This is a genomic window from Nocardiopsis tropica, assembly GCF_042660575.1.
GTDB lineage: Bacteria > Actinomycetota > Actinomycetes > Streptosporangiales > Streptosporangiaceae > Nocardiopsis > Nocardiopsis tropica.
This window is the reverse complement of record NZ_JBHSUF010000008.1, coordinates 162077-182805: the sequence shown is the minus strand read 5'-3', so window position 1 is coordinate 182805 and position 20729 is coordinate 162077. Positions and strand designations below refer to the sequence as shown.

Here is a 20729-nt window from a genome sequence, read left to right as displayed (position 1 = left end):
ACCGTTCGCCTCGGCTCGCTACTGTTTCCCTCTGGTCGCGCCAATCACACGAATCACAGCAATATAGACCGATATACACGGTGGTTTCCGAATCACCTCCGCCGCTCACCCGCGGATCACCCGGATTTCACCGCCCGTCACCCCGTTTTCGGCTCCCGCCCCCACCCGGAGGAGTAGAGTCCGAGGACACGGAAGGCACGGTGCACCGGCACCCGCACCCGTTCCCCGGAGCACTCCGGGTCTCGGCACTCTCGCCGCCACCCTTCAGGCACACCCTCGCGGTCGACGACCACTCTCGTCCCGCCGCACGCACCGGGAAACCGATCCCCCTGCCGTTCGAGGCGGCACGCACGTTCCGGGGACGCACCGTCCTTCCTCCCAGGACGAACCAGACCCCAGGGACTTCCCATGGCCTACTACCGCATCCAGTTGAGCAACGGCTCCTCCCACACCCTCCAGGCGGTGCGCATGCGCACCGACGCGCGCAGCCTCTACCTGGAGGAGCGCACTGCGGGGGCGTGGACCGAGGTGTTCGCGAACCCCCTCACGGACGTGGAGCGCGTCCAGCGCCGCTTCACCGAGAACGACGGCACGTGGACGTGGCTGAACGAGCGCCTGCCCGCGCCCGTCGGCGGCGTCCGGTCCTGGTAGGACCGCTCCGCGGCGCCTCCGTCCCGGTCGCGCCACGGCCGCCCCGACCGCGCCGCCGCCGGGACGGCACGCGACAGGATTCCGGGGCCGCCCCCGAACCGGGGGCGGCCCCGCGCCGGGCCCCGGCCGGCCCGCCCCGCCCGGCGCGGCTCGGTGCGGCCCGTGCCCGCCCCCGACCCCCGGAGTGCCCGGTACGCCCCGGAAGGCCTGTGTAGTCTCGGTTGGGGCACAGCGAGGGAGACGGCGATGGACGGTCAGACCGGCTCCGGCGGAATCCGTCGGACCGCGGATTCCGCACTCCCCCACCGTGCCCCGGGCGGTTCCCCTCCCGCACGCTCCCGCGAGCGGCGCCCGTCGCCCGGCGGCTCCCTGCTGACGGCCGTCCTGCTCCCCCTCCTCCCGGCCGTGCTCCTCCTCGCCGTCGCCTCGGTGGCCTTCCCGGCCCACGGACTCCTCTCGCCGGCCCCGGACGGAGGGGCCGCGCCGCCGCTCTCCCTGCCGGCGGAGCCGCCCGCGGGCCTCGTGGTCCTCGCCGGTCTCACCCTGGCCGCCCTCGTGGTCGGCCTCCCGGTGTCCGTGCACGCGGGGCTGCTCGTCGGCGGCGGCGCCGTGCTCGGGCAGGACGTCGGTGCGCCCGCGTCCTGGTCACGCGCCCTGCGCCGTGTCCCGGGGACCCTGGCCCTCCTCCTTCCGTCGGCCGCGTCCTGGGCCGGGCCGTTCTGGGGTCTGCGCCGACTCGCGTCGGAAGGCGTGTGGTCCGCGCCGGCCGCAGCCGCGACGGCGGCCGGGATCGCCGTGACGGCCCTCCTCCTGGCGGCGCTCCCCCTCCACGTGCTGGCCGACCTGTCCCCGGGACGGGCCCTGGCCGAGACCTGGCGGACCGTCCGCGCCCGGAGCACCGCCCGGCTGACCGCGCCGGTCCGCGCCGCCCTCCCCCGTCCCCGCCCCGGCGACGCCCACGGCATCCCGGCCGCGGTGCCCGCCCTCGTCTGCGTGCTGGCGCTCCTCCCGCTCGCCGCCCCGGGGCTGCTCCGTCCGGAGCCGGCGCCCCCCGGGGCGGCGCCCTCCGCCGCCCTCACGGCGTCGGCGGAGAACCGGACGACGGTGCAGATCGAGGACGAGGACGGCACCGCCCACCTGTTCGAGGTCGGTCCCGGGGGGCTGCGCGAGGCCGGCTGCGGTCCCGGGTGCACCGTCGGTCCCGCCGAGCCGGGCCGCGAGGCGCACGTCGACGCGGACGGGTCGCACGCACGGGTCGGCGGCCGGGTCGTGGCCGCCTACTGGCGCACGGACCCCGACCACGGCCCCTCCACGCTCTACCTGCGGGTGTGCGACACCGGGAGCCCGTGCCCCGACGACGCGGAGGCCGCCACACCGGCCGCCGCCCCGGGGACGCCGGCCGGCTCACGCGCCGAGGTGCTCCGGGACGGGAGCGCGCGGGTGTTCGGCTGTGCCGAACCGTGCGCGGCCGACGCCGCGGACCGGGCGGACAAGGCGCCCGGGCCCGAGCGGCCGGACCCGGCGGCGGTCCGGTCCGCGCACCGCGCCGGGGCCGTCACCGTCGAGGTCAGCGGACCGGAGACCCTGCGCCTGGTCATGCTGGCCTGCGATCCCTCCGGCGCCGGGACCGACTGCGGCGCGGACGTCTGAGGGCCCGGGGCCGCTCCGGTCCGGGCGGGGATGCGCGTTGAGGGGCTGTCCGAAACCGTTGCCGGTGTGACGTGGGAGCCCCTGCCCCCACCGCTCCCGTACCGCCGGACCCGGTGGGGGCCGTCCGACGCGGGTGCGCAGGTCCGGAGCCCTGGGCCCCGCCGTCTCCTTCCATGAGGAACGCCGCGCCGCGGCGCGGCGGGGGCCGTCCTACCCTGTGGTGTACGTCTCTTGGTCGGGAACCTTACTTAATGTTTATTAAGCAAAGGGAGGAAACGAGATCTCGATACCGTGGGCGACGGGCCCGCCCCCGGCCACGGGCCCGGAGTACCCGCCGGGTACAACGAAGTGGAGAGCAGGAATGAGCGAGACGACCCCCGCACCGGACACCCGGCCCCCCGGCGGCCCCGAGGCCCCGACTCCGCGGAAGCGGGTGAACCGGCGGGAGCAGATCCTGCGCACCGCCGCCGACGTCTTCGCGGCCCGGGGGTTCAACAACACCTCGCTCGCCGACATCGCCGCGATGCTCGACATCACCCCGGCCGGGGTCCTGCACCACTTCGGCTCCAAGACCGACCTGCTCACCGCCGTCCTGGAACTGCGGGACGACACCGAGCCGGCTCCCGGGGGCAGCCGGATGCTCGACCACCTGGTGACCACCGCGGAGCGCAACGCGGCCCGCCCGGGAACCACGCAGCTGTACGCCGTCCTCTCGGCGGAGAGCGCCACCGACCGGCACCCCGCCCAAGCGTGGTTCCGGGACCGCTACACGGTGCTGCGCGGCGAGATCTGCGACGCCGTCCTGGACCGGCTCGGGCCCGAGCACCGGGAGGCCGCGTCCACCCCCGGCCCCGACGGGCGCACCCCGGCCGGAGCCGCCGCCGCCGCGGTCATCGCCGTCATGGACGGCCTCCAGGTGCAGTGGCTCCTGGACCCGGAGGCCGTGGACATGGCCTCCGTGACCGCGCTGGTGATAGACGCCCTCGTCGCCCGACTGTCCCAGGAGGACTGACCCGCACCGGTACGGCCCGGAACGCGACGAGGGGGCGTCGGGAACCAGGTGGTTCCCGACGCCCCCTCGGACGTGCGGCGGCTACTGCTCGCCGTGCACGGAGCCCGGGGTGCCGGAGCCGTCGGTGATCTGGGCCTCGCCGGTGGCGCTGCTCTCCAGCCACTCGTCCCAGGACTTCTGCCAGACGCCCCAGCCGTTGTCCCACTCCTTCTCACGGTCGGTGCCCGTGGTGTCGAGGACGTCGCCCATCAGGGTGTTCTCGAAGAACCACAGCGCGTCGTCCATGCGCAGGTTGGTGCAGCCGTTGGAGGTGTTGGCCGAGCCGATGTTGCCGTTGTAGGACGCCTCGTGCACGAACTCGCCGCTGTGCGAGGTGCGGACCGCGTACTGCACGTCGACCTTGTAGGAGCCCGGGGAGTCCGCCGGGATGCCCACGGTCGCGGAGTCCATCGTCAGGCTCTCGTAGCGCTCCATCAGCACGTGGGTGCCGCTGCTCGTGGTGTCGAAGTGCCGGCTCTCCTTGCCGTTGCTCACCTCGATGACGCGTTCCTGCTCGCCGTCCACGGTGATGACCATCTCGTGGTCGGGCACGTGCATGGTGGCGATCAGCTCGCGGCCGATCTCGAAGTCGATCCGGTGGTTGCGCACCCCGTAGACGCCCTCGGACGCCTCGACGCCCGCGAGGCGGAGGTCGACGCTGACCTGCTGGTAGGGGTCCCAGTACTCCTCGGGGCGGAACTGCGCGGTCTTGTCGTTGACCCAGTTCCAGGCGCCCGCGACCTCCTGCTCGGACACGACCTCCATGGAGTTCTCGACCTGGGCCTTGTTGGTCACCGGCAGGTCGAAGTTGATGACGATCGGCATGCCGACCCCGACGGTGTCACCGGAGCTGGGGAAGTTGGACTCCAGTTCCAGGCGCTGACCGGCCACCGCGTCCAGGGTGGTGAACTCCTGGACCAGCTCGGTCGTCTCACCGGCGTCGTTCTCGGCGGTGGCCGTGACCACGATCTCCGAGCCGGGGCGCAGGTTCCAGTCGCTGACCCACTCGGTCCCCTCCTCGTTGAGGGTTCCGGTCATGGCGTAGAGGTCGGGGTCCTCCTCGCCCTCGTCCGCGGCGGCCTCGTTCATGACGACCTGCTCCACCGCGACGTCGGTGATGACGCCGTTCTCGGCGGTCACCGTGACGGGGGAGTTGGGCGCGACCTCCTGGGCGCCGTCCTCCGGCGTGATCACCAGCTCGGCCGCTTCCGCGCCGTCGGCGTCGGGGCTGTTGCCCTGCGTCTCCGCCTCGCCGGACGTACAGGCCGTGGCGACGAGCGCGAGCGCCGCCAGTCCGATGCCGAACCGACGCGTCACCGCCGCAGGGGTCTTGCCCGTCACGTCTGGACCTCCATGTCGTACCTCGAACGCCGTGTGCCTACTGCCACTAAGACGCACCAGCGGGGAAAAGGTTCTGAAAACCCGCACATCGGTATAGAGCGGTTACCACCGGCGCGGGGCGAGACGCCGGAACCGCCGACCATACACCCAGGGGGTACGCACCAGAAGCCCTCCATGTATGAGATTACGGCCATCTCCGAACCGCCCTGTACACCGGGATGCCCCCGGGGATAACATCTTGGCCGAACGCTCAGGTTTCTCTTCAGTCGAAACCTGGTCGAGCGAACAACTTTCTCTTGGGGGATGACATGCCGTGGTTCTGGTTGGTCGGCGCCATCGCCGCCGAGGTGACCGCCACCACCTCGCTCAAGCTCTCCGAGGGGTTCAGCCGACTGATCCCCTCGGTGGTCGTCGTGGTCGGCTACGTCGCCGCCTTCGCCATGCTCAGCCAGGCCCTCGCGCGGGGAATGGACCTGGGGGTGGCCTACGGTGTGTGGGCGGCGGCGGGCATCGCGCTGGTGGCGGTGATCGGAGCGCTCTTCCTCGGGGAGTCCCTCACCTGGATCCAGGTGGGAGGCATCGCCCTGGTCATCGGAGGAGTGATGGCACTGGAGATGGGCGGCGCGCATTGACGGGGAGCAGCACCGTGGACGGTACGGCGGACGAGGGGACCACCGACGGCCGCAGGCTCAAGGGGATGCAGCGCCGTCGGCTGCTCCTCGACGCCACGATGCGGGTCGTGGAGCGCGAGGGCGTGGGCGCCGTCAGCCAGCGCCGCGTCGCCGCGGAGGCGGGGGTGCCGCCCAGCACCGTCACCTACTACTACGCGGCCGTCGACGACCTGCTCGTGGACGCCCTCACCAGGGTCAACGACACCTACGTGGAGGCCCTGGGGACCCTCCCCCGCGAGGCGGACGCGGCGCTGCGGGGGTTCGCCGAGCTGATCTCCTGCGCGGGGGCGGGGGGCGACCGGGCCTCGGTCGTCGCGGAGTACGAGCTGTTCCTGCTCGCGTCCCGGCGTCCCGCCCTGCGCCCGCAGATCGACCGCTGGAACCGCGCGGTGGACTCCTTCCTCGCGCCGTACCTCCCCGATCCGGACGACCGCGCAGCCGCCTCCGCGACCGTGGACGGCCTGTTCATGCGCTCCTGCACCGACCCGGAGCTGACCGCGGACGCCGTCCACCGGGTCCTCACCCGGCTCCTCTCCCTCCGCTCCTCGTGAGAGCCGCGTAGCGGGCGGGCGGGACCCCGATGACCGAGGTGAACTCCCTGGTCAGGTGCGACTGGTCGCTGAACCCCAGTTCGGCGGCCAGCACGCCCCAGTCGGGGGCGGCCCCCCGCCTCGCCCGCTCCGCCGCCTCGTAGAGCCGGTACCTGCGGATCACCGCCTTGGGCCCGAGTCCGACGTGGTCGGCGAACCTGCGCTGGAGCAGCCGCACACCGACCCCCTCGCGCTCGGCCAGGTCGGAGACGCCGACCACCGCCGGGTCCGCGGCCACCCGCTCGACGAGGTCGCGGGTGTCCTCCGCCGGGTGCCGGCCCGCGGGCAGCCTCCCGGCCAGGATCCGGTCCACCTCGGCCATGAGGGGGTGCGGGGCCCCGGGGAGCACGTCCCCGGCGAACACCTCCGACACGGGCAGGGAGGCGTCGACGATCCCGCTCATCGGGCGGCCGAGGAGGGGCCGGAACCCGGCCGGACGGAACATGACCCCGAGCGCCCACCCCTCCCCCTCCAGGCGGCGCCCGGTGACCTTCGTGGCGGGGCCGTGCACCGCGGCCCCATCCGCGGTGAACACCACGTTGACCACGGGGTGGGCGAGGACCCGCTGGGTGTACGGCTCGTGCCCGGACAGGTTCCACGAGGCCACCCAGTAGCGGTCCACGAAGCGGGCGACCGGCGCGGAGGGCGCGTACCTGTCGAGCCGGAACCGGGTCAGCCCCGTCCCCGGGTCGATGATGCCCCGCGCGTCCCGCTCGACGGGCTCTGGTCTCACACGCACCAGGGTAGGTCCCCGCTCGGACGGTTCCCGGAGCGCCCGCGATCCGGACGGTGGTCCGGCGCCGCTCCGCTCCCCCGGAGGGGCCCGGCCGTGCGGGCCGCCCGGCCCTGTCGCGTTTCTTCAAGACCCCGGCGGGACCGCGGGACGAGGATGGGGCCGGAACTCGACCGATCCAGGGGGACACCTGCCCATGAGCGACATCTCCGAGCGCTACGCCCGCCTCTCCGACGCCTTCGCCTCGACGGTGGCCGCGGTGCCCGACGACCGGTGGACGGCCCCGTCCCCCTGCGAGGGGTGGACCGCCCGGGACGTGGTCCGCCACGTCGTGGACACCCAGGGCATGTTCCTCCGCCTGGTCGGCCGGGACCTGGGGGACATCCCGTCGGTGGACGCGGACCCGGCCGCGGCCTGGGACGCGGCCCGCGCGGTGGTCCGGGCCGACCTGGACGACCCGGAGCTCGCGGACGCCGGGTACGACGGGTACTTCGGACCGACGACGTTCGCGCGCTCCGTCGACCAGTTCCTCTCCTTCGACCTGGTCGTGCACCGCTGGGACCTGGCCCGCGCGGCGGGGCTGGACGACCGGCTGGACCCGGAGGACGTGCGGTGGGCGCACGGGAACACCGCCGCGTTCGGCGACAGCATGCGGGGCAACGGCGTCTGCGGCCCCGAGCTCACCCCGCCGGAGGGCGCGGACGCCCAGACGCGGTTCCTCGCCTTCGTCGGGCGCCGGGCCTGGTAGGCGCACGGGAGCGGACCGGGGTCCGGGAACGGCCGAGGGCCACGGGGGCGAACCCGTGGCCCTCGTCCCCGGCGGGCCGCGTGCGGCCCGCCGGCCCCGCTTCCGCCGGCCGGCACGCCGCCGGGCCGGCGCCGTACCGGATCACTCCGCCGGAGGGCCCCCTCGGGCCACCGCCGGACGCCAGGTGCTCCCTCCGGTCAGCAGGCCTGCACCCAGGAGCACTCCAGCTCGCCGCTGCCCTGGACAGGGCCGCGCATCATCCTGGCGCCCTCCGGCGCCTGGTGGCCCGCGTACTCGGCCAGGCGCACCGCGATCGCGTCCTGCACCGCGAGGGGCGCGGGACCGGAGTGGCCGTTGTTCACGATGCTGAACGCCAGCTCGCCCTCCGGCCCGGGCACGTACCCGGAGAGGGCGCTGACCCCGCTCATCGTCCCGGTCTTGGCCTCGACCACGCCCTCGGCGGCGGTACCGCGCATCCGGTTGGCGAGGGTGCCGCCGACGAACGGGTCGCTCTCGCCCGCGACCGGCAGCGAGGCGGACCAGGTCTGCGCCCAGGGGGCGGAACCCGCCTGCCCGAGCAGGTCGACGACGGTGTCCGCGGTGACCAGGTTGCCCCGCGACAGGCCGGAGCCGTCGTTGAGGACCAGGCCGGCGGTGTCCACGCCCAGGCCGGACAGCGCTTCCTCCACGCCGACGAGCCCGGCGTCCCAGGTGCCCGCGCCGGCGGTCTCCTGGCCGATGCTCTTGACCAGCATCTCGGCGTGCCCGTTGTTGCTGAACTTCATGAAGGGCACGAGGATCTCGGAGAGCTCGGCCGACGTGTGGTCGGCGAGCACCTCGGCGTCCTGCCAGTCGGCGGGGACACCGCCCAGGCCGACGTCGCCCTTCACCGTGACGCCGTTGCTCTCCAGCGCCTCCTCGAAGAGGTGGCCCGCGAGCGCGGCGGGCTCGTCGACCGTCCGCAGCGCGGTCACGGGTGCGGCGTCCGCGGGGAGCGAGCCGGTGACCGCGATGGTGTTGGTGCCCACCGGGCGGTCGATGACGAGGGTGTTGGCGCTGCCGGCGGCGCCGGTGACGGCCCGGTTGTCGAGCTCGGCGTAGCCCTCCGCGGCGCCGAGGTCCACGTCGGCGGGCTCGCCCTCCGCCGCGGGGGTCACCGAGACCTCCGTCACGCCGGTGTCGAAGCGCTCCCCGTGGGCGACCGTCAGGGCCGAGATCTGGGCCGAGTAGGCGTAGGGCTCGTCCTCGGGCCACCAGTCGTCCACGAGCCGCTCGGAGTCGAACCACGTGTCGTCGGCGTACAGGTCGCCCCTGACCGTGCGGACCCCGGAGGCCGCGACCTCGGCGGCCATGGCGTCCAGGTCCTCGGCGGAGAGCGTCGGGTCGCCCCGGCCCACCAGGTAGAGGTCCTGCACCTCTCCCCGGCGCCCGGGAGCGGACTCGGCCGCGACCTCGGTCCCGAAGGAGTAGTCGGCGCCCAGGACCTCCAGGGCGGCGGCCGCGGTGAACAGCTTCATGTTGGAGGCGGGCAGCAGCTGCTCGCCGCCGTCGCGCGAGTACAGCTCCTCGCCGGTCGCGGTGTCCACGACGACCACCCCCGACACGGCGCCCTCCAGTGCGGGGTCCTCCAGGATGGCGTCGATGTCCTCGCGCAGTTCGGTCAGGCGGGCTCCGGAGGCGTCGGCGAGCGCGGGGGACGCTCCCAGGAGCGTCATCGGCAGCAGGGGGATCGTGACGAGGGCGGCGGCCCTCCGGGCGCCGCCGCGCCCTCCGGTGCGGCGGGGGCGCAGGGGTTCGGGGGAGGATTGCTTCATGGGTCTCCTCGAAGGGGGCGGAAGCAACGCACCCTAGCCCAGGAACGGCCGCCGATCCAGGGTTTCACCGCGAGTCCCCGCGCGGCGGAGCGGTTTCGTCCGGGATCCGCCGCATGCCCGGAGGCGGGGCGGGGCTCCGGCGGGCCCCCGCCCCGGGGGAACGCCGTCGGGCCGGCGCCGGGGCTCCCGCCCCGCCGCCGGCCCGACGCCCCGGACGGATCAGATCAGCTCGACCACCTGGGAGTAGTGGCAGGCGTCCCGGTGCCCCGTCCCCCGGTCCAGCAGGTCCGGGGGCTCCTCCACGCACCTGACCCGCTCGGCCTCCGACAGCTCGCCCGCGAACTTCGGGCACCTGGTGCGGAACCGGCAGCCGGACGGGGGGTCGGCCGGACTGGGCACGTCGCCGGTGACGACGATCCGCTCCCGGGTCCTCTCCTTGACCGGGTCCGGCAGCGGGATGGCCGAGATCAGCGCCTGCGTGTACGGGTGCGCCGGGGCGCTGAACAGCTGGTCGGTCGTGCCCGTCTCCACGATCTTGCCGAGGTACATCACGGCGACCCGGTCGGCGATGTGCCGGACCACCGACAGGTCGTGCGAGACGAACAGGTACGACAGCCCCAGCTCGTCCTGGAGGTCCTCCAGCAGGTTGATCACGCCCGCCTGGATCGACACGTCCAGGGCCGACACCGGCTCGTCCAGGATGAGCACCTTGGGGTTGAGCGCCAGGGCGCGGGCGATGCCGATGCGCTGGCGCTGGCCCCCCGAGAACTCGTGCGGGTAGCGCGAGCCGTGCTCGGGGTTGAGGCCCACCAGTTCCAGGAGTTCCTTGACCCGGGTCCTCGCGCCCTTGGCCCGGCCGTGGATCTGCAGCGGCTCCGCGACCGTGTCCGAGACCGTCATGCGCGGGTCGAGGGAGGCGAACGGGTCCTGGAAGACCAGCTGGAGGTCACGGCGCAGCGGCCGCATCTGGGCGTCCGACAGGTCGTGCAGCGGCCGCCCCATGTACCGGACGTCGCCCGACGTCCGGCGGATCAGCTGGAGCAGGAGGCGCGCCGTCGTGGACTTGCCGCAGCCCGACTCGCCGACGAGCGCGAGGGTCTCGTGCTCGCGCAGCTCCAGGGAGATCCCGGAGACCGCCTGGACCTCCCCGACCTTGCGCCGGAGGATCCCCTTGGAGCGGATCGGGAAGTTCTTGACGAGGTCGGTGGCGGTCAGAAGGACCTCGGACCCCCCGCCGGGCGCGCCGGCCCCCGTCCCGGGCTCCGCCTCCGGGGCCTCCCCGGCGGCGCCACCCGCCGGCCGGGTCCCCCCCAGCTCGGCCGCGAGGACCTCGGCGGGCGCTTCCGCGTCCACGGAGGTGGGCCGGAAGAGGTCTTCCGGGCGGACCCCGGCCAACTGCTCGCTGAAGTGGCAGGCCGACCGGTGCCGGCGCAGGGGGTCGTCCTCCTCCCCCGCGCCGGGGGCCCCGATGTCCGCCGGCTCCGCGAGCTCGGGCACCTCCTCCTGGCAGATGTCCTGCGCCATCGGGCAGCGCGGCGCGAACGCGCACCCGCGCGGGAGGTTGAGCAGGGAGGGGGGCGTCCCCAGGATGGGGGTGAGCCGTTCGTGCCGTCCCCCGTCCAGCCGGGGCACCGACCCCAGCAGGCCCAGGGCGTAGGGCATGCGCGGACGGTAGAAGACGTCCTCGACCGTGCCCGTCTCCACCAGGCGACCCGCGTACATGACGGCCACCCGGTCCACGTGTCCCGCGACCACGCCGAGGTCGTGGGTGATGAGCACGAGGGCGGCGCCGGTCTCCCGGCGGGCCGCCTCCAGCGCCTCCAGCACCTGGGCCTGGACCGTCACGTCCAGCGCGGTCGTGGGCTCGTCGGCGATGATGACGTCGGGGTCGTTGGCCATCGCGATGGCGATGACCACCCGCTGGCGCATACCGCCGGACAGCTCGTGCGGGTACTGGTCGACCCGGCGCTCGGGGTTGGGGATGCCGACCTTGTCGAGGAGTTCGACGGCGCGCTCCCGCGCCTGCTTCTTGGTCACGTCCCGGTGGGTGAGCACGGCCTCGGCGATCTGGTAGCCGATCGTGTACACCGGGTTCAGCGAGGTGAGGGGGTCCTGGAAGATCATCGCGATCTTCTCGCCGCGGATCTTGCTGATCGCGGCGTCGCCGAGCCCGATGACCTCCTGGTCGAGGACCCTGGCCGATCCCGTCACCCTGGCGGTCCTGGGCAGCAGGCCCATGATCGCCATCGAGGTCACCGACTTGCCCGAGCCGGACTCCCCGACGATGCCCAGCGCCTCGCCGCGGCGGACCTGGTAGGTGACGCCGCGCACGGCGTCCAGGGGGCCGTCCTCGGACGAGAAGGTGACGCTGAGGTCCCGGACGTCCAGGACGACATCGTGCCCCGCGGTCGGGACGGGGCCGTCGCTCATGTGTTCGGTCGTGGTCATCGCCGCACCATCGTCTGTCGTGGGTCGAGTGCGTCCCGGAGTCCGTCACCGATGAAGTTGATCGTCAGGCAGATCATGACGATCAGGATGCCGGGCGGGTAGAACAGCCAGGGCCGGGTGAAGGCCGCGGTCCTGGATCCCTCCACCATCTTCCCGAGGGAGATGTCCGGCGGCTGGATGCCGAACCCGATGAAGGAGAGCGCGGCCTCGGTGAGGACCGCCACCGCCACCAGCAGGGTCGCGGCCACGATGATCGGCCCGGCCGCGTTGGGCAGCAGGTGGCGGAAGATGATCCGCGAGGCCCTGGCCCCCACCGCCCTGGCCGCCTCGATGAACTCCTGTTCGCGCAGGGAGAGCACCACGCCGCGGACCACGCGGGCGATGGTGGCCCAGGAGAACAGGCACATGATGAGCGCCACCGCGTACCAGGTGGTCCCGCCCCGGACGTTGCCGTTGATCGCCGCCACGGCGACGATGAGCGGCACGATGAGGAACACGTCGACGACGCGCATCATGATCGCGTCGACCCTGCCGCGGTAGTAGCCCGCGACCGCGCCCCAGACCGAGCCGATCACGGTCGACAGGACCGCGACGGTGAGGGCGACCTTGAGGGACTGCTGGGTGCCGCGCATCGTCTGCGCGAACACGTCGTTGCCCTGGTTGGTGGTGCCGAAGGGGTGCTGCAGGCTCGGCGGCTGGTTGCCGAGGATGTCCCGGCTGACGGTGTGGTCCCACGGCCACACGAAGGGTCCGACGAAGGCGAACGCCGTGATCAGGCCAAGGAAGACCAGGCTGACCATCGCCGCCCGGTGCCGGCGGAACCGGCGCCAGACCATCCGGACCTGGCTCAGCTCCTCCCCCCGGTTGACGTCGCCTCCGGCGGGGAGCCCGGCGGGGCCCTTCCCGCTCGCCGTACGGCTGTCGATGTCACTCATAGCGGATCCTCGGGTCGAGAACGCCGTACAGGATGTCGGCGATGAGGTTGGCGACGACGACGAGGGTGCCGCTGAGCATCAGCCAGGACATGAGCGCGAACGCGTCCTGTGCCCTGACCGCCTCGATGAAGAAGTACCCGAGACCGCGCCACTGGAAGATGGTCTCGGTGATCACCACGCCCTCGATGATGCCGACGAAGCCGATGGTGGCGACGGTGACCAGGGGGATCAGCGCGGTGCGCAGCGCGTGCCGCCTGACGACCACGCTGTTGCGCACGCCCTTGGACCTGGCGAGGCGCACGTAGTCGCTGTTGAGCACCTCCAGCATCGACGTGCGCTGGTAGCGGCTCCACGCCGCGTAGCTGGTCAGCATCAGGGTGACGGTGGGGAGCACGAGGTGACCGGCGGAGTCGAGGAAGTACTCCCAGTTGGTCATGTTGCCCACCCGGGCCGAGTTCGCCCCGATGGTGAAGAAGAACGAGGTGCCCGTGGACCGGTTGAAGACCAGCCCGCCCTCCCGGATCAGCGCGCCCAGCCAGAACGTCGGCATGGCGAGGGCGAGGAACCCGATGAAGGTGAGGGTGTAGTCCAGCTTGGAGTACTGGCGCATGGCGCTGACGACGCCGGAGATGACCGCCAGTCCGAGGGCGAAGACGAGGGCGGCGGAGACGAGGCGGAGGGTGACGGAGATGCCGGAGGCGAGCTGTTCGCCGATGTCGAAGGCGCCGCCCCGGACCGAGGGTCCGAACTCGCCCTGGAGCAGGCCGATGTCTCCGTTGCCGCCGATCCCCGTCATCCAGAGCCAGTACCGTTCCGGGGTCGACCGGTCCAGGTAGTAGCGGGCCTCCGCGGCGGCGATGGCCTCCTCGCTGGGCGGCGGCTGCGCGAGGCGCATGTCCGCCAGCGGGTCGCCGCTGAGGTCGACCATGAGGAACACGAGAACCGACGCCGCCAGGAGCACTGGGATCGCCACGGCGAGGCGACGCGCGGTGTATACGAGCATGGGAAGGTCCTTCGGTGAGCGCTCCCGGAACGGGGAGGCGGCCCCGCCCGCCGCGGGGGACGGCGGGCGGGGCCCGCCCGGGCCGGGCCGCCGCCGGGACTCTCGTCCCGTCGGCGGTCACCGGTCCGGGCGCGTCTCCCCGCTGTCAGGCACGGAGCGATGCGGGCCGGGAGGTGCGCTAGTTGACCGCGGTCCACTCGTGCTGGTTCCACTGGGCTCGGCGCGACTGGGTGTTGTTGTCCGTGACGTTGCCGAGGTAGTTGGTGTCGTAGAAGTAGAACGACGGGGTGTCCACGAACGGCAGGACGTAGGCTTCCTCGGCCACGAGCGCGGCGGCCTCGTTGGCGAACACGGCGGCCTCCTCGGAGGTGGCGACGTTCTGCGCCTGCTCCGTGAGCTCGTCGACCTCGGGGACGTCCAGCTTGCCGTGGTTGCTCAGGCTCGTGCTGTGCCAGTAGTTGTAGGGCGTGCTGGCGAAGGCCGGGGTGGTGCTCCAGCCGTAGATCATCAGGTCGAAGTCCTGCTCGGCGAGGGTGCCGCCCAGGTCGTCGGTGGTCTCGATCTCGGCGGTGACGCCGATCTCGGCCAGGTCGGCCTGGATCAGCTCGGCGATGATCTCGCGGGCGACGTGGCCGGCGGTGTAGCGCAGGCGCAGGGCCGGGACCGCCTCGCCGTCGAGTTCGAGGGTGTCGCCGTTGAGCTCGTAGCCGGCCTCCTCCAGGAGCTCCAGGGCGGCCTCGGTGTCACCGGTGCCCTGCCCGGTGGGGGTGATGACGTCCTCGTGGTACTCGCTCGAGGAGGAGAAGATGTGGTTCGTGCGGGGCTCGACCTCGGGGAACTTCTCGCCGTAGGTGCGGGTCGCGATGTTCTGGACGTCGATGGCGGTGAAGATGCCCTGGCGCAGCGCCCGGTCGGACAGCGCCTCGTTGTCCAGGTTGACGTCGAGGTGCTCCCAGCTGCCGCCGGACTCGATGCCGAACTCGACGTCGGGGGCGTCCTCGAGCTGCGTGATGACGTCGTCGGACCAGGAGGCCGGGGAGCCGCCCTGGACCTCGCCGTTGGTCAGCGCCGGGACCCAGCTGCCCTCCTCGGTGTTGACCTGCTGGATGATCTCCTGGATCTCCGGGGCCGGGCCGTAGTACTCCTCGTTGACGGTCTTGACGATCCGCCCGTCGAGCTCGGGGGTGCCCTCGAAGATGTACGGGCCGCCGGAGACGGTCACGGGGTTCTCGTTGAACCAGTGGGAGGACTCCAGCATGCCCTCGGGCGTGTCGAGGTCGAAGCCCTCGGCCTCGGCGAGGTGCGACGGGTACAGGCCGTCCATGCCGAAGGTGTACCACTCGGGGAACTGCGTCCCCTCCTCGATGGTCACCGTGACGGTCTTGCCGTCCTCGGAGCCCTCGACGCTCTCGATCAGCACGTCCACGTCGGATCCGCGGGAGTTGCAGATCTCGGCGCAGAGCTCCTCCTTGCCGCTGTTCATCTTCCAGGCCCAGATGAAGTCGTCGGCGTCGATGGGCTCGCCGTCGCTCCAGTTGGCGTCCGGGTTGATCTCGTACTCCCAGACCATGGGGTCTTCGCTGAGCAGCTCGGGAGTGTTGACGATGAGGTCGGAGTTCCACTCCCACTGGCCCTCGGGGTTGTAGAACCCGGTCGGGGGCAGGACGCCGTGGAGCATCTGGATGACGTAGACCGAACCGCCCTCGGGGGCGTTGTGGTTCCAGCCGCCGCCGGCCTGGTTGACGATCCAGGTGACGGAGCTTCCATCACCGCCACCGCCACTGTCCTCGGGGGGCGAGCAGGCGCCCAGCACCAGGGCAGCCGAGACGCCGACAGCGGCGGCGGCCAGCAATTTCCTACGATTCTCCATCAGTCACACCCTTGATCACTAATACGAGCCGGACCGCGCGGGTTTGTGTGGTTCGCACACAGCCAGCCGAGCCTAGGCGATTAGTCGATCAGAAGACCATTGAGCGAAATGTCTGTATAGCCCTACTGGCAGATTCGTGACCCATCCGCAACCGGTTCGCGCCCATCGACCTTGGACGTCGACACAAACCCTCAATACAGCGGTAACACGACCAGTTCACGCAGGTCAGAGGCGACCGCACACGACACGCCCCAGACATCAGATTCGGACAAGCCAGAAATGAATTGCTGGACATTGATGCCAGTCAACAATGTTGACGATAAAGTAAACGACGTTTAACTACAACTTGCTCGCGCATGATTACCGAGAGAAAAACGGACACAAGACACCAAAATCCCCATCGAGGACGAAAGACTCACTTTTCTTTCGTCGCAAACGCCACCCCAGTGGACACCCCGGCATCTTCGAGTGATTCGTGGGATGACATGATGTTAATCAGATAAATGCGTCAAAAGGAGCCGGTGACACCAAAGCACGCATACCCGAGACCTAACCCCTCGGCAGAGCTGTCCGAAACCACCGTTCGCATGCCCGCGGAGCCGATAGGGTCGGGAACGGCGACCGCCGTCATCCCACCGCAGCACCCAGCGAGAGAGGCATCTGCCGTGTCCGAAACAGTCCGCATGGTCTGCCCCGTAGGCCGTAAACACGTGGAGCTGTGGGCAGGTTACGCGCTGGTGGTACTCGGCGTCGTGGTGGTCGCGATCGACCCCGGGCACTGGGCCCACATCACCCTCGGCCTGCTCCTCGCCCTCGGGGGCGCCGGCCTGGCCGCGCACGGCCACATGATCAAGGCCCCCGTCCTGGAGGTCTCCGACGGCGAGTTCCGCTACCAGCGGGGCCGCTACATCGTGCGCGTCCCCTTCCACGACATCGGCTCCTACTACGTCCTGCCGGGTCGCATCCGCTCCCTGGGCCTGTGCGACTCCACCGGGCGCCCCAAGCGCTTCCCCTCGCTCCAGAGCCGCCGCGCCGCGCGCACGTACCTGCCGCTCACCGGGATGACCAGCCCCGCCAAGGTCGAGTCGTTCATGGCGGTGGCCGGCATTCCGCCGCGCAAGCGCTCCCTGACGTCCTGACCGTCCGGGTCCCCCTGGGACGACTCTGGACACATCAGACAATTACCCACCACGCGCCCCACAGACATACCGCTGCAAGCCGGTGTCATCTACCCTCGATGACGTGAAGCAGTCCAGAATCACCGCCATCCTGACCGTAGCGGGGATGCTCGCGGCCATGTGGGTTCTCGAGATCCTCGACAGCTTCGTCCTCCGGGGAGCGCTCGACCACGGGTTCGGCCTGCGCGCCTGGAACTTCGACCAGCCCTGGACCGTGCTGACCGCGCCCTTCATGCACGGCAACCTCGAACACCTCATCGGCAACTCGCTGCCGTTCCTGGTGCTCGGCTCCCTCGTGGCGTTCAGCGGCCTGGGCCGGTTCCTGCTCACCACGCTGATCGTCATCGTCGTCAGCGGGGTCGGGGTCTGGCTGTTCAGCTCGCCCTTCTCCCTCACCGTCGGCGCCAGCGGCCTGGTGTTCGGCTACTTCGGCTACACGGTCCTGCGCGGCATCGTCGAGCGCAAGACGGTCGACATCGTCATCATGATCTGCGTGGTCGTCTTCTACGGGACGATGATCTGGGGCGTCCTCCCCCAGTACCCCGGCGTCTCCTGGCAGGCCCACCTCTTCGGCTTCCTCGGCGGCCTGCTCGCGGCGTACCTGCTCCCCAGGAGGGAGCGGGCCCGCCAGCTCAACCAGGGCTACGGCGGCGCCCAGGGCGGCTACTACGCCCCCTGACCCCCCGACGACACGAACGGGCCGCCCCCTCGGGGGCGGCCCGTTCACGCTTCCCGCCGCGGGCGCGGCGCGCGGCCTCGCGCGCCGCCGGCCCGGCGTGCTAGAACTCCAGGCCCTCGGCGGCCTCGCCCAGGGTGCGCTCCAGGAACTCCGGGTTCTCCGACAGCCAGGTGCGGGCGCCCGCCTGCGGGTCGTCGACGTCCTCGCCGACGGTCAGCACCTCGAGGGAGGCCAGCTCGTCGTCGGTCATCTCCCAGTTCCCGATCCACTCGCTGAGCTCCGGGTACTCCTCGGAGAAGCCGTCACGGCCGACCGCGTGGATCTGCTCGGCGTCGCCCATGAGGCCCTCGGGGTCCTCGAGGTCCTTCAGGTCGTGCTGCGCGTAGGCGGGGTGCGGACGCCACAGGGTGACGACGATGGGCTCCTCCTCGGCGATGGCCGAGTCCAGCTCGGCGAGCATGGCCGCGGTGGAGGACTCGACGAGCTCGAAGTCCTCGTCCAGGCCGTAGCCCGGCATCGCCTCCTCCTTGGTGACCCGGGTCAGGCCGGCGCCCGGGTCGATGCCGATGATCTGGCCGCCCAGCTCCTCGGCGTGGTCGGTCAGGTCGGCGATGCTGTTCACGTCCTCCATGTAGGTGGGGACGGTGATCGTCAGGACGGCGTTGTCGTACCAGACGCCCAGGTCCTCCAGCTGGTCGCCGTAGTCCTCCCAGTAGTCCGAGTGGGTGATCGGCAGCCAGGTGTCGAGGAACAGGTCCACGTCGCCGTTGGCGGCGCCCTGGTACATGGGGGCGACGTCGACGTCGGTGACGGTGACGTCGTAGTCCAGCTCCTCCAGGATCACCTCCCACATGGCGGTGGTGGCGATGCCCTCCTCCCAGGCGATCAGCGCGATGTTGATCTCCTTGTTGTCCCCGCCCTCGCCCTCCGCGGGGCCGGTCAGGTCCTCCCCGCCGCCACCGCAGGCGGTCAGGAGGAGTGCGGCGCTCATGCCGGCGGCGGACAGCGCGGTCATGCGCTTGGGGGTGTACATCGTGGGATTCCTTCCCTAGGTAATTCCGTGTGCGGGGCCGGGTCGGCTCAGGACGCCTGGGCGGAGGCGCGGGCCCGGGGCCCCTTGCGGGTGACGGCCGCGGTGAGGCGGTCGAGGAAGATGGCCAGGATGACCACGGCGATGCCGGCCTCGAAGCCGAGCGCTCCGTCGTTGCGCGTGATGCCCTGGTACACCTGGCTCCCCAGGCCGCCCGCGCCGACCATGCCCGCGATGACGACCATCGACAGGCCGAGCATGATGACCTGGTTGACGCCCGCCATGATGTTCGGGAGGGCCAGCGGCAGCTGGATGCCGGTGAGGATCTTGCGGCTCGGCGCACCGAACGCCTCGCCCGCCTCCACCAGCTCTCGGTCGACCTGGCGGATGCCCAGCTCGGTCAGGCGGACGCCGGGGGGCATCGCGAACACGATGGTCGCGACCACGCCCGGGACGGCGCCGATCGAGAAGAAGAAGATCGCGGGGATCAGGTAGACGAACGCGGGCAGCGTCTGCATCAGGTCGAGGACCGGCTTGGCGATCTTGCTGACCGTGTCGTTGTAGGCCGCGAGGACGCCGATGGGGATCGCGACGACGACGGCGATGGCGCTGGCCACGAGGACGAGGCCCAGGGTGTCCATGGCATTCGTCCACTGGCCGACGGACGCGATCAGGGTGAGGGCGACGAGGGCGAACAGGCCCATCCGCCATCCGGCCACCGAGAGCGCGAGCAGGGCGAGCAGCAGGATCATCAGCAGCGACGCCGGGTTCGTGACCAGCGCCGGCAGCACGAGCCAGCCCAGCACGAGGAGGACGAACCAGCCGCCCGCGACGACGGCGGTCCGGACCCTCGTCGACCGGCCCGTCAGGCCCAGCACGGTGACGGCGATCAGGAACAGCAGCGAGATGCACAGGTAGGCGTCCACGTACTGCTGGTCGAAGAGCGTCATCGCCCACCCGAAGAACGGGCGTCCGAGGAGGTTCACGACGGTGTCGCCGAAGCCGAACTGTCCCTGGAGGACGTAGAGCAGCGAGACGGCGCCGACGATCACGGTCAGCGGCAGCCGCCGGGTCCTCAGCAGCGGGGCCGCGACGATGACCGCGGCGATGAACGCGAGCTGGCCCGCACCCGGTTCGACGAAGAACCCGGACAGGGCGTCGACCGCCCAGCGGATGAACGCGCCGAGCGCGTCGAAGAAGAGGCCGAAGTTGGACTTGAGCCAGCTGTTGAACGCCTCGAAGCCCTCGCCGATCGGCAGGCTCGGTGGGAACTCCACGGGTGTCACGGGGTCTCCTTCCCCGCCGCGAGGGCGGCGAGCACGGAGTTGCGCGTCACCGTGCCGAGGACGCTGCCGTCCTCGGCCACCACGCGGAGGCGTTCGGCGGTGGTCATGTCGGCGTACAGGTCGGCCACCGGCGTGCTCGCGGCGACCTGCGGCGCGGACGCGTCGGCCTCGGAGGCGTCGGCGTCCAGGACGGAGGACGCGGTGAGCACGCGGGTCCGGTCGACGTCCTCGATGAACCGCTCGACGTAGTCGTTGGCGGGCTCGCTGAGGATCTCCTGCGCGGTACCGATCTGGGCGACGCGGCCGTCGCGGAGCACGCAGATCCTGTCGCCGAGGCGCATCGCCTCGTTGAGGTCGTGCGTGATGAAGACGATGGTCTTGCCCAGGCTCTCCTGGAGCTCCAGGAGCTGGGTCTGCATGTCCCGCCGGATGAGCGGGTCGAGGGCGCTGAACGCCTCGTCCATGAGGATGATGTCGGTGTCCGCGGCCAGCGCCCTGGCCAGGCCCACGCGCTGCTGCATGCCTCCGGAGAGCTGTTCGGGGAGCTTGTCCTCCCAGCCGCCCAGGCCCACCAGTTCGAGGGTCTCCCGCGCCTTGCGGCCGCGCTCGGCACGCGGGACCCCGCGGAGCTCCAGGCCGTAGGCGGCGTTCTCGAGAACCGTGCGGTGGGGCAGGAGCGCGAAGTGCTGGAAGACCATGCTGATCTTCTCGCCCCGGAGGTTCAGGAGTTCCTTCCTGCTCAGGGCGGTGATGTCCACGCCGCCGACCTCGACCGTCCCCGCGGTGGGTTCCAGGAGGCCGTTGAGCATCCGGATCAGGGTCGACTTCCCTGATCCGGACAGGCCCATGACGACGAAGATCTCGCCCGGTTCGACCTCGAAGGACACGTCGATGACGGCTGCCGTCACGTCGAGGTCGGCGATGGTGTCACGGTGGCTGCCGTCCTGGAGCCGCTCGACGGCGGCTCCGGACTGTTTCCCGAACACCTTGTACAAGTGGTCTGCGCGTACTGCTGGCACGGTCTCCTCTATGGGGCTGTCCTGGCCGCGAG

The 20729-nt window shown here is 71.5% G+C and carries 18 protein-coding genes; 8 read left to right on the top strand and 10 right to left on the bottom strand.

The features are described from left to right. Positions 1-408 precede the first annotated feature (408 nt). The 3 genes from ACFQBR_RS14920 to ACFQBR_RS14910 all read left to right on the top strand — a co-directional run bounded on the left by ACFQBR_RS14920 (position 409) and on the right by ACFQBR_RS14910 (position 3313). A complete protein-coding gene (locus ACFQBR_RS14920) occupies positions 409-651 on the top strand; it encodes a hypothetical protein (RefSeq protein WP_330162601.1) in 243 nt (80 codons plus the stop codon). Positions 652-897: 246 nt separating this feature from the next. Next, positions 898-2301: a hypothetical protein gene (locus ACFQBR_RS14915; RefSeq protein ID WP_378553614.1), complete on the top strand. Its 1404-nt coding sequence runs from the start codon at positions 898-900 to the stop codon at positions 2299-2301. A gap of 361 nt (positions 2302-2662) precedes the next feature. Next, positions 2663-3313: a TetR/AcrR family transcriptional regulator gene (locus ACFQBR_RS14910; protein WP_344183553.1), complete on the top strand. Its 651-nt coding sequence runs from the start codon at positions 2663-2665 to the stop codon at positions 3311-3313. 81 nt (positions 3314-3394) lie between these two features. On the opposite strand, the gene ACFQBR_RS14905 is transcribed toward ACFQBR_RS14910, so the two are convergent. Beyond that, a complete protein-coding gene (locus tag ACFQBR_RS14905; protein ID WP_344183555.1) occupies positions 3395-4693 on the bottom strand; it encodes a L,D-transpeptidase in 1299 nt (432 codons plus the stop codon). A 308-nt stretch (positions 4694-5001) separates the two neighbouring features. Between ACFQBR_RS14905 and ACFQBR_RS14900 the strand changes: the two genes are divergently transcribed. Then, positions 5002-5325, top strand: coding sequence for a DMT family transporter (locus ACFQBR_RS14900; protein WP_344183557.1), 324 nt, complete (start codon positions 5002-5004; stop codon positions 5323-5325). Positions 5326-5390: 65 nt separating this feature from the next. Beyond that, a complete protein-coding gene (locus ACFQBR_RS14895; RefSeq protein WP_344183594.1) occupies positions 5391-5915 on the top strand; it encodes a TetR/AcrR family transcriptional regulator in 525 nt (174 codons plus the stop codon). Here ACFQBR_RS14895 and ACFQBR_RS14890 read toward each other — a convergent pair. Beyond that, positions 5884-6687: a helix-turn-helix transcriptional regulator gene (locus ACFQBR_RS14890; RefSeq protein ID WP_344183559.1), complete on the bottom strand. Its 804-nt coding sequence runs from the start codon at positions 6685-6687 to the stop codon at positions 5884-5886. The two genes, ACFQBR_RS14895 and ACFQBR_RS14890, sit on opposite strands and share 32 nt — an antisense overlap. Before the next feature lie 196 nt (positions 6688-6883). Between ACFQBR_RS14890 and ACFQBR_RS14885 the strand changes: the two genes are divergently transcribed. Further along, positions 6884-7435 carry a TIGR03086 family metal-binding protein gene (locus ACFQBR_RS14885; RefSeq protein WP_267947060.1) on the top strand — a complete coding sequence of 184 codons (552 nt, stop codon included), beginning with the start codon at positions 6884-6886 and terminating at the stop codon, positions 7433-7435. A gap of 197 nt (positions 7436-7632) precedes the next feature. Here ACFQBR_RS14885 and dacB read toward each other — a convergent pair whose 3' ends face one another. The 5 genes from dacB to ACFQBR_RS14860 form a co-directional block, all read right to left on the bottom strand. Then, positions 7633-9249, bottom strand: a complete 1617-nt coding sequence (gene dacB / locus ACFQBR_RS14880; protein WP_378553611.1) for a D-alanyl-D-alanine carboxypeptidase/D-alanyl-D-alanine endopeptidase — start codon at positions 9247-9249, stop codon at positions 7633-7635. A 219-nt stretch (positions 9250-9468) separates the two neighbouring features. Then, on the bottom strand, positions 9469-11697 hold the full coding sequence (locus tag ACFQBR_RS14875; protein WP_344183562.1) for an ABC transporter ATP-binding protein: 2229 nt from the start codon (positions 11695-11697) through the stop codon (positions 9469-9471). After that, positions 11694-12533: an ABC transporter permease gene (locus ACFQBR_RS14870; RefSeq protein ID WP_267950557.1), complete on the bottom strand. Its 840-nt coding sequence runs from the start codon at positions 12531-12533 to the stop codon at positions 11694-11696. Before ACFQBR_RS14870 ends, ACFQBR_RS14875 begins: the two co-directional genes overlap by 4 nt. Before the next feature lie 91 nt (positions 12534-12624). Beyond that, complete coding sequence (locus ACFQBR_RS14865; protein ID WP_344183564.1) at positions 12625-13635, bottom strand: ABC transporter permease; 1011 nt, start codon at positions 13633-13635, stop codon at positions 12625-12627. A gap of 178 nt (positions 13636-13813) precedes the next feature. After that, positions 13814-15505, bottom strand: coding sequence for an ABC transporter family substrate-binding protein (locus ACFQBR_RS14860; protein ID WP_267947063.1), 1692 nt, complete (start codon positions 15503-15505; stop codon positions 13814-13816). Between the two features lie 665 nt (positions 15506-16170). On the opposite strand from ACFQBR_RS14860, the gene ACFQBR_RS14855 reads away from it, so the two are divergent. Continuing rightward, positions 16171-16644: a hypothetical protein gene (locus ACFQBR_RS14855; protein ID WP_344183566.1), complete on the top strand. Its 474-nt coding sequence runs from the start codon at positions 16171-16173 to the stop codon at positions 16642-16644. A gap of 103 nt (positions 16645-16747) precedes the next feature. Continuing rightward, the gene (locus ACFQBR_RS14850) at positions 16748-17362 is read left to right on the top strand and encodes a rhomboid family intramembrane serine protease (protein WP_267947065.1); all 615 of its coding nucleotides are present in this window, start codon (positions 16748-16750) and stop codon (positions 17360-17362) included. A gap of 100 nt (positions 17363-17462) precedes the next feature. Here the strand turns inward: ACFQBR_RS14850 and ACFQBR_RS14845 are convergent, their stop codons facing one another. The 3 genes from ACFQBR_RS14845 to ACFQBR_RS14835 are packed head-to-tail and all read right to left on the bottom strand — an operon-like array spanning position 17463 to position 20673. Beyond that, a complete protein-coding gene (locus ACFQBR_RS14845; protein ID WP_267947066.1) occupies positions 17463-18395 on the bottom strand; it encodes a glycine betaine ABC transporter substrate-binding protein in 933 nt (310 codons plus the stop codon). A gap of 47 nt (positions 18396-18442) precedes the next feature. Then, entirely contained in the window at positions 18443-19678 is a 1236-nt protein-coding gene (locus ACFQBR_RS14840; protein WP_344183568.1) for an ABC transporter permease, read from the bottom strand. Then, complete coding sequence (locus ACFQBR_RS14835) at positions 19675-20673, bottom strand: quaternary amine ABC transporter ATP-binding protein (protein ID WP_344183598.1); 999 nt, start codon at positions 20671-20673, stop codon at positions 19675-19677. Before ACFQBR_RS14835 ends, ACFQBR_RS14840 begins: the two co-directional genes overlap by 4 nt. Positions 20674-20729: the final 56 nt, after the last annotated feature.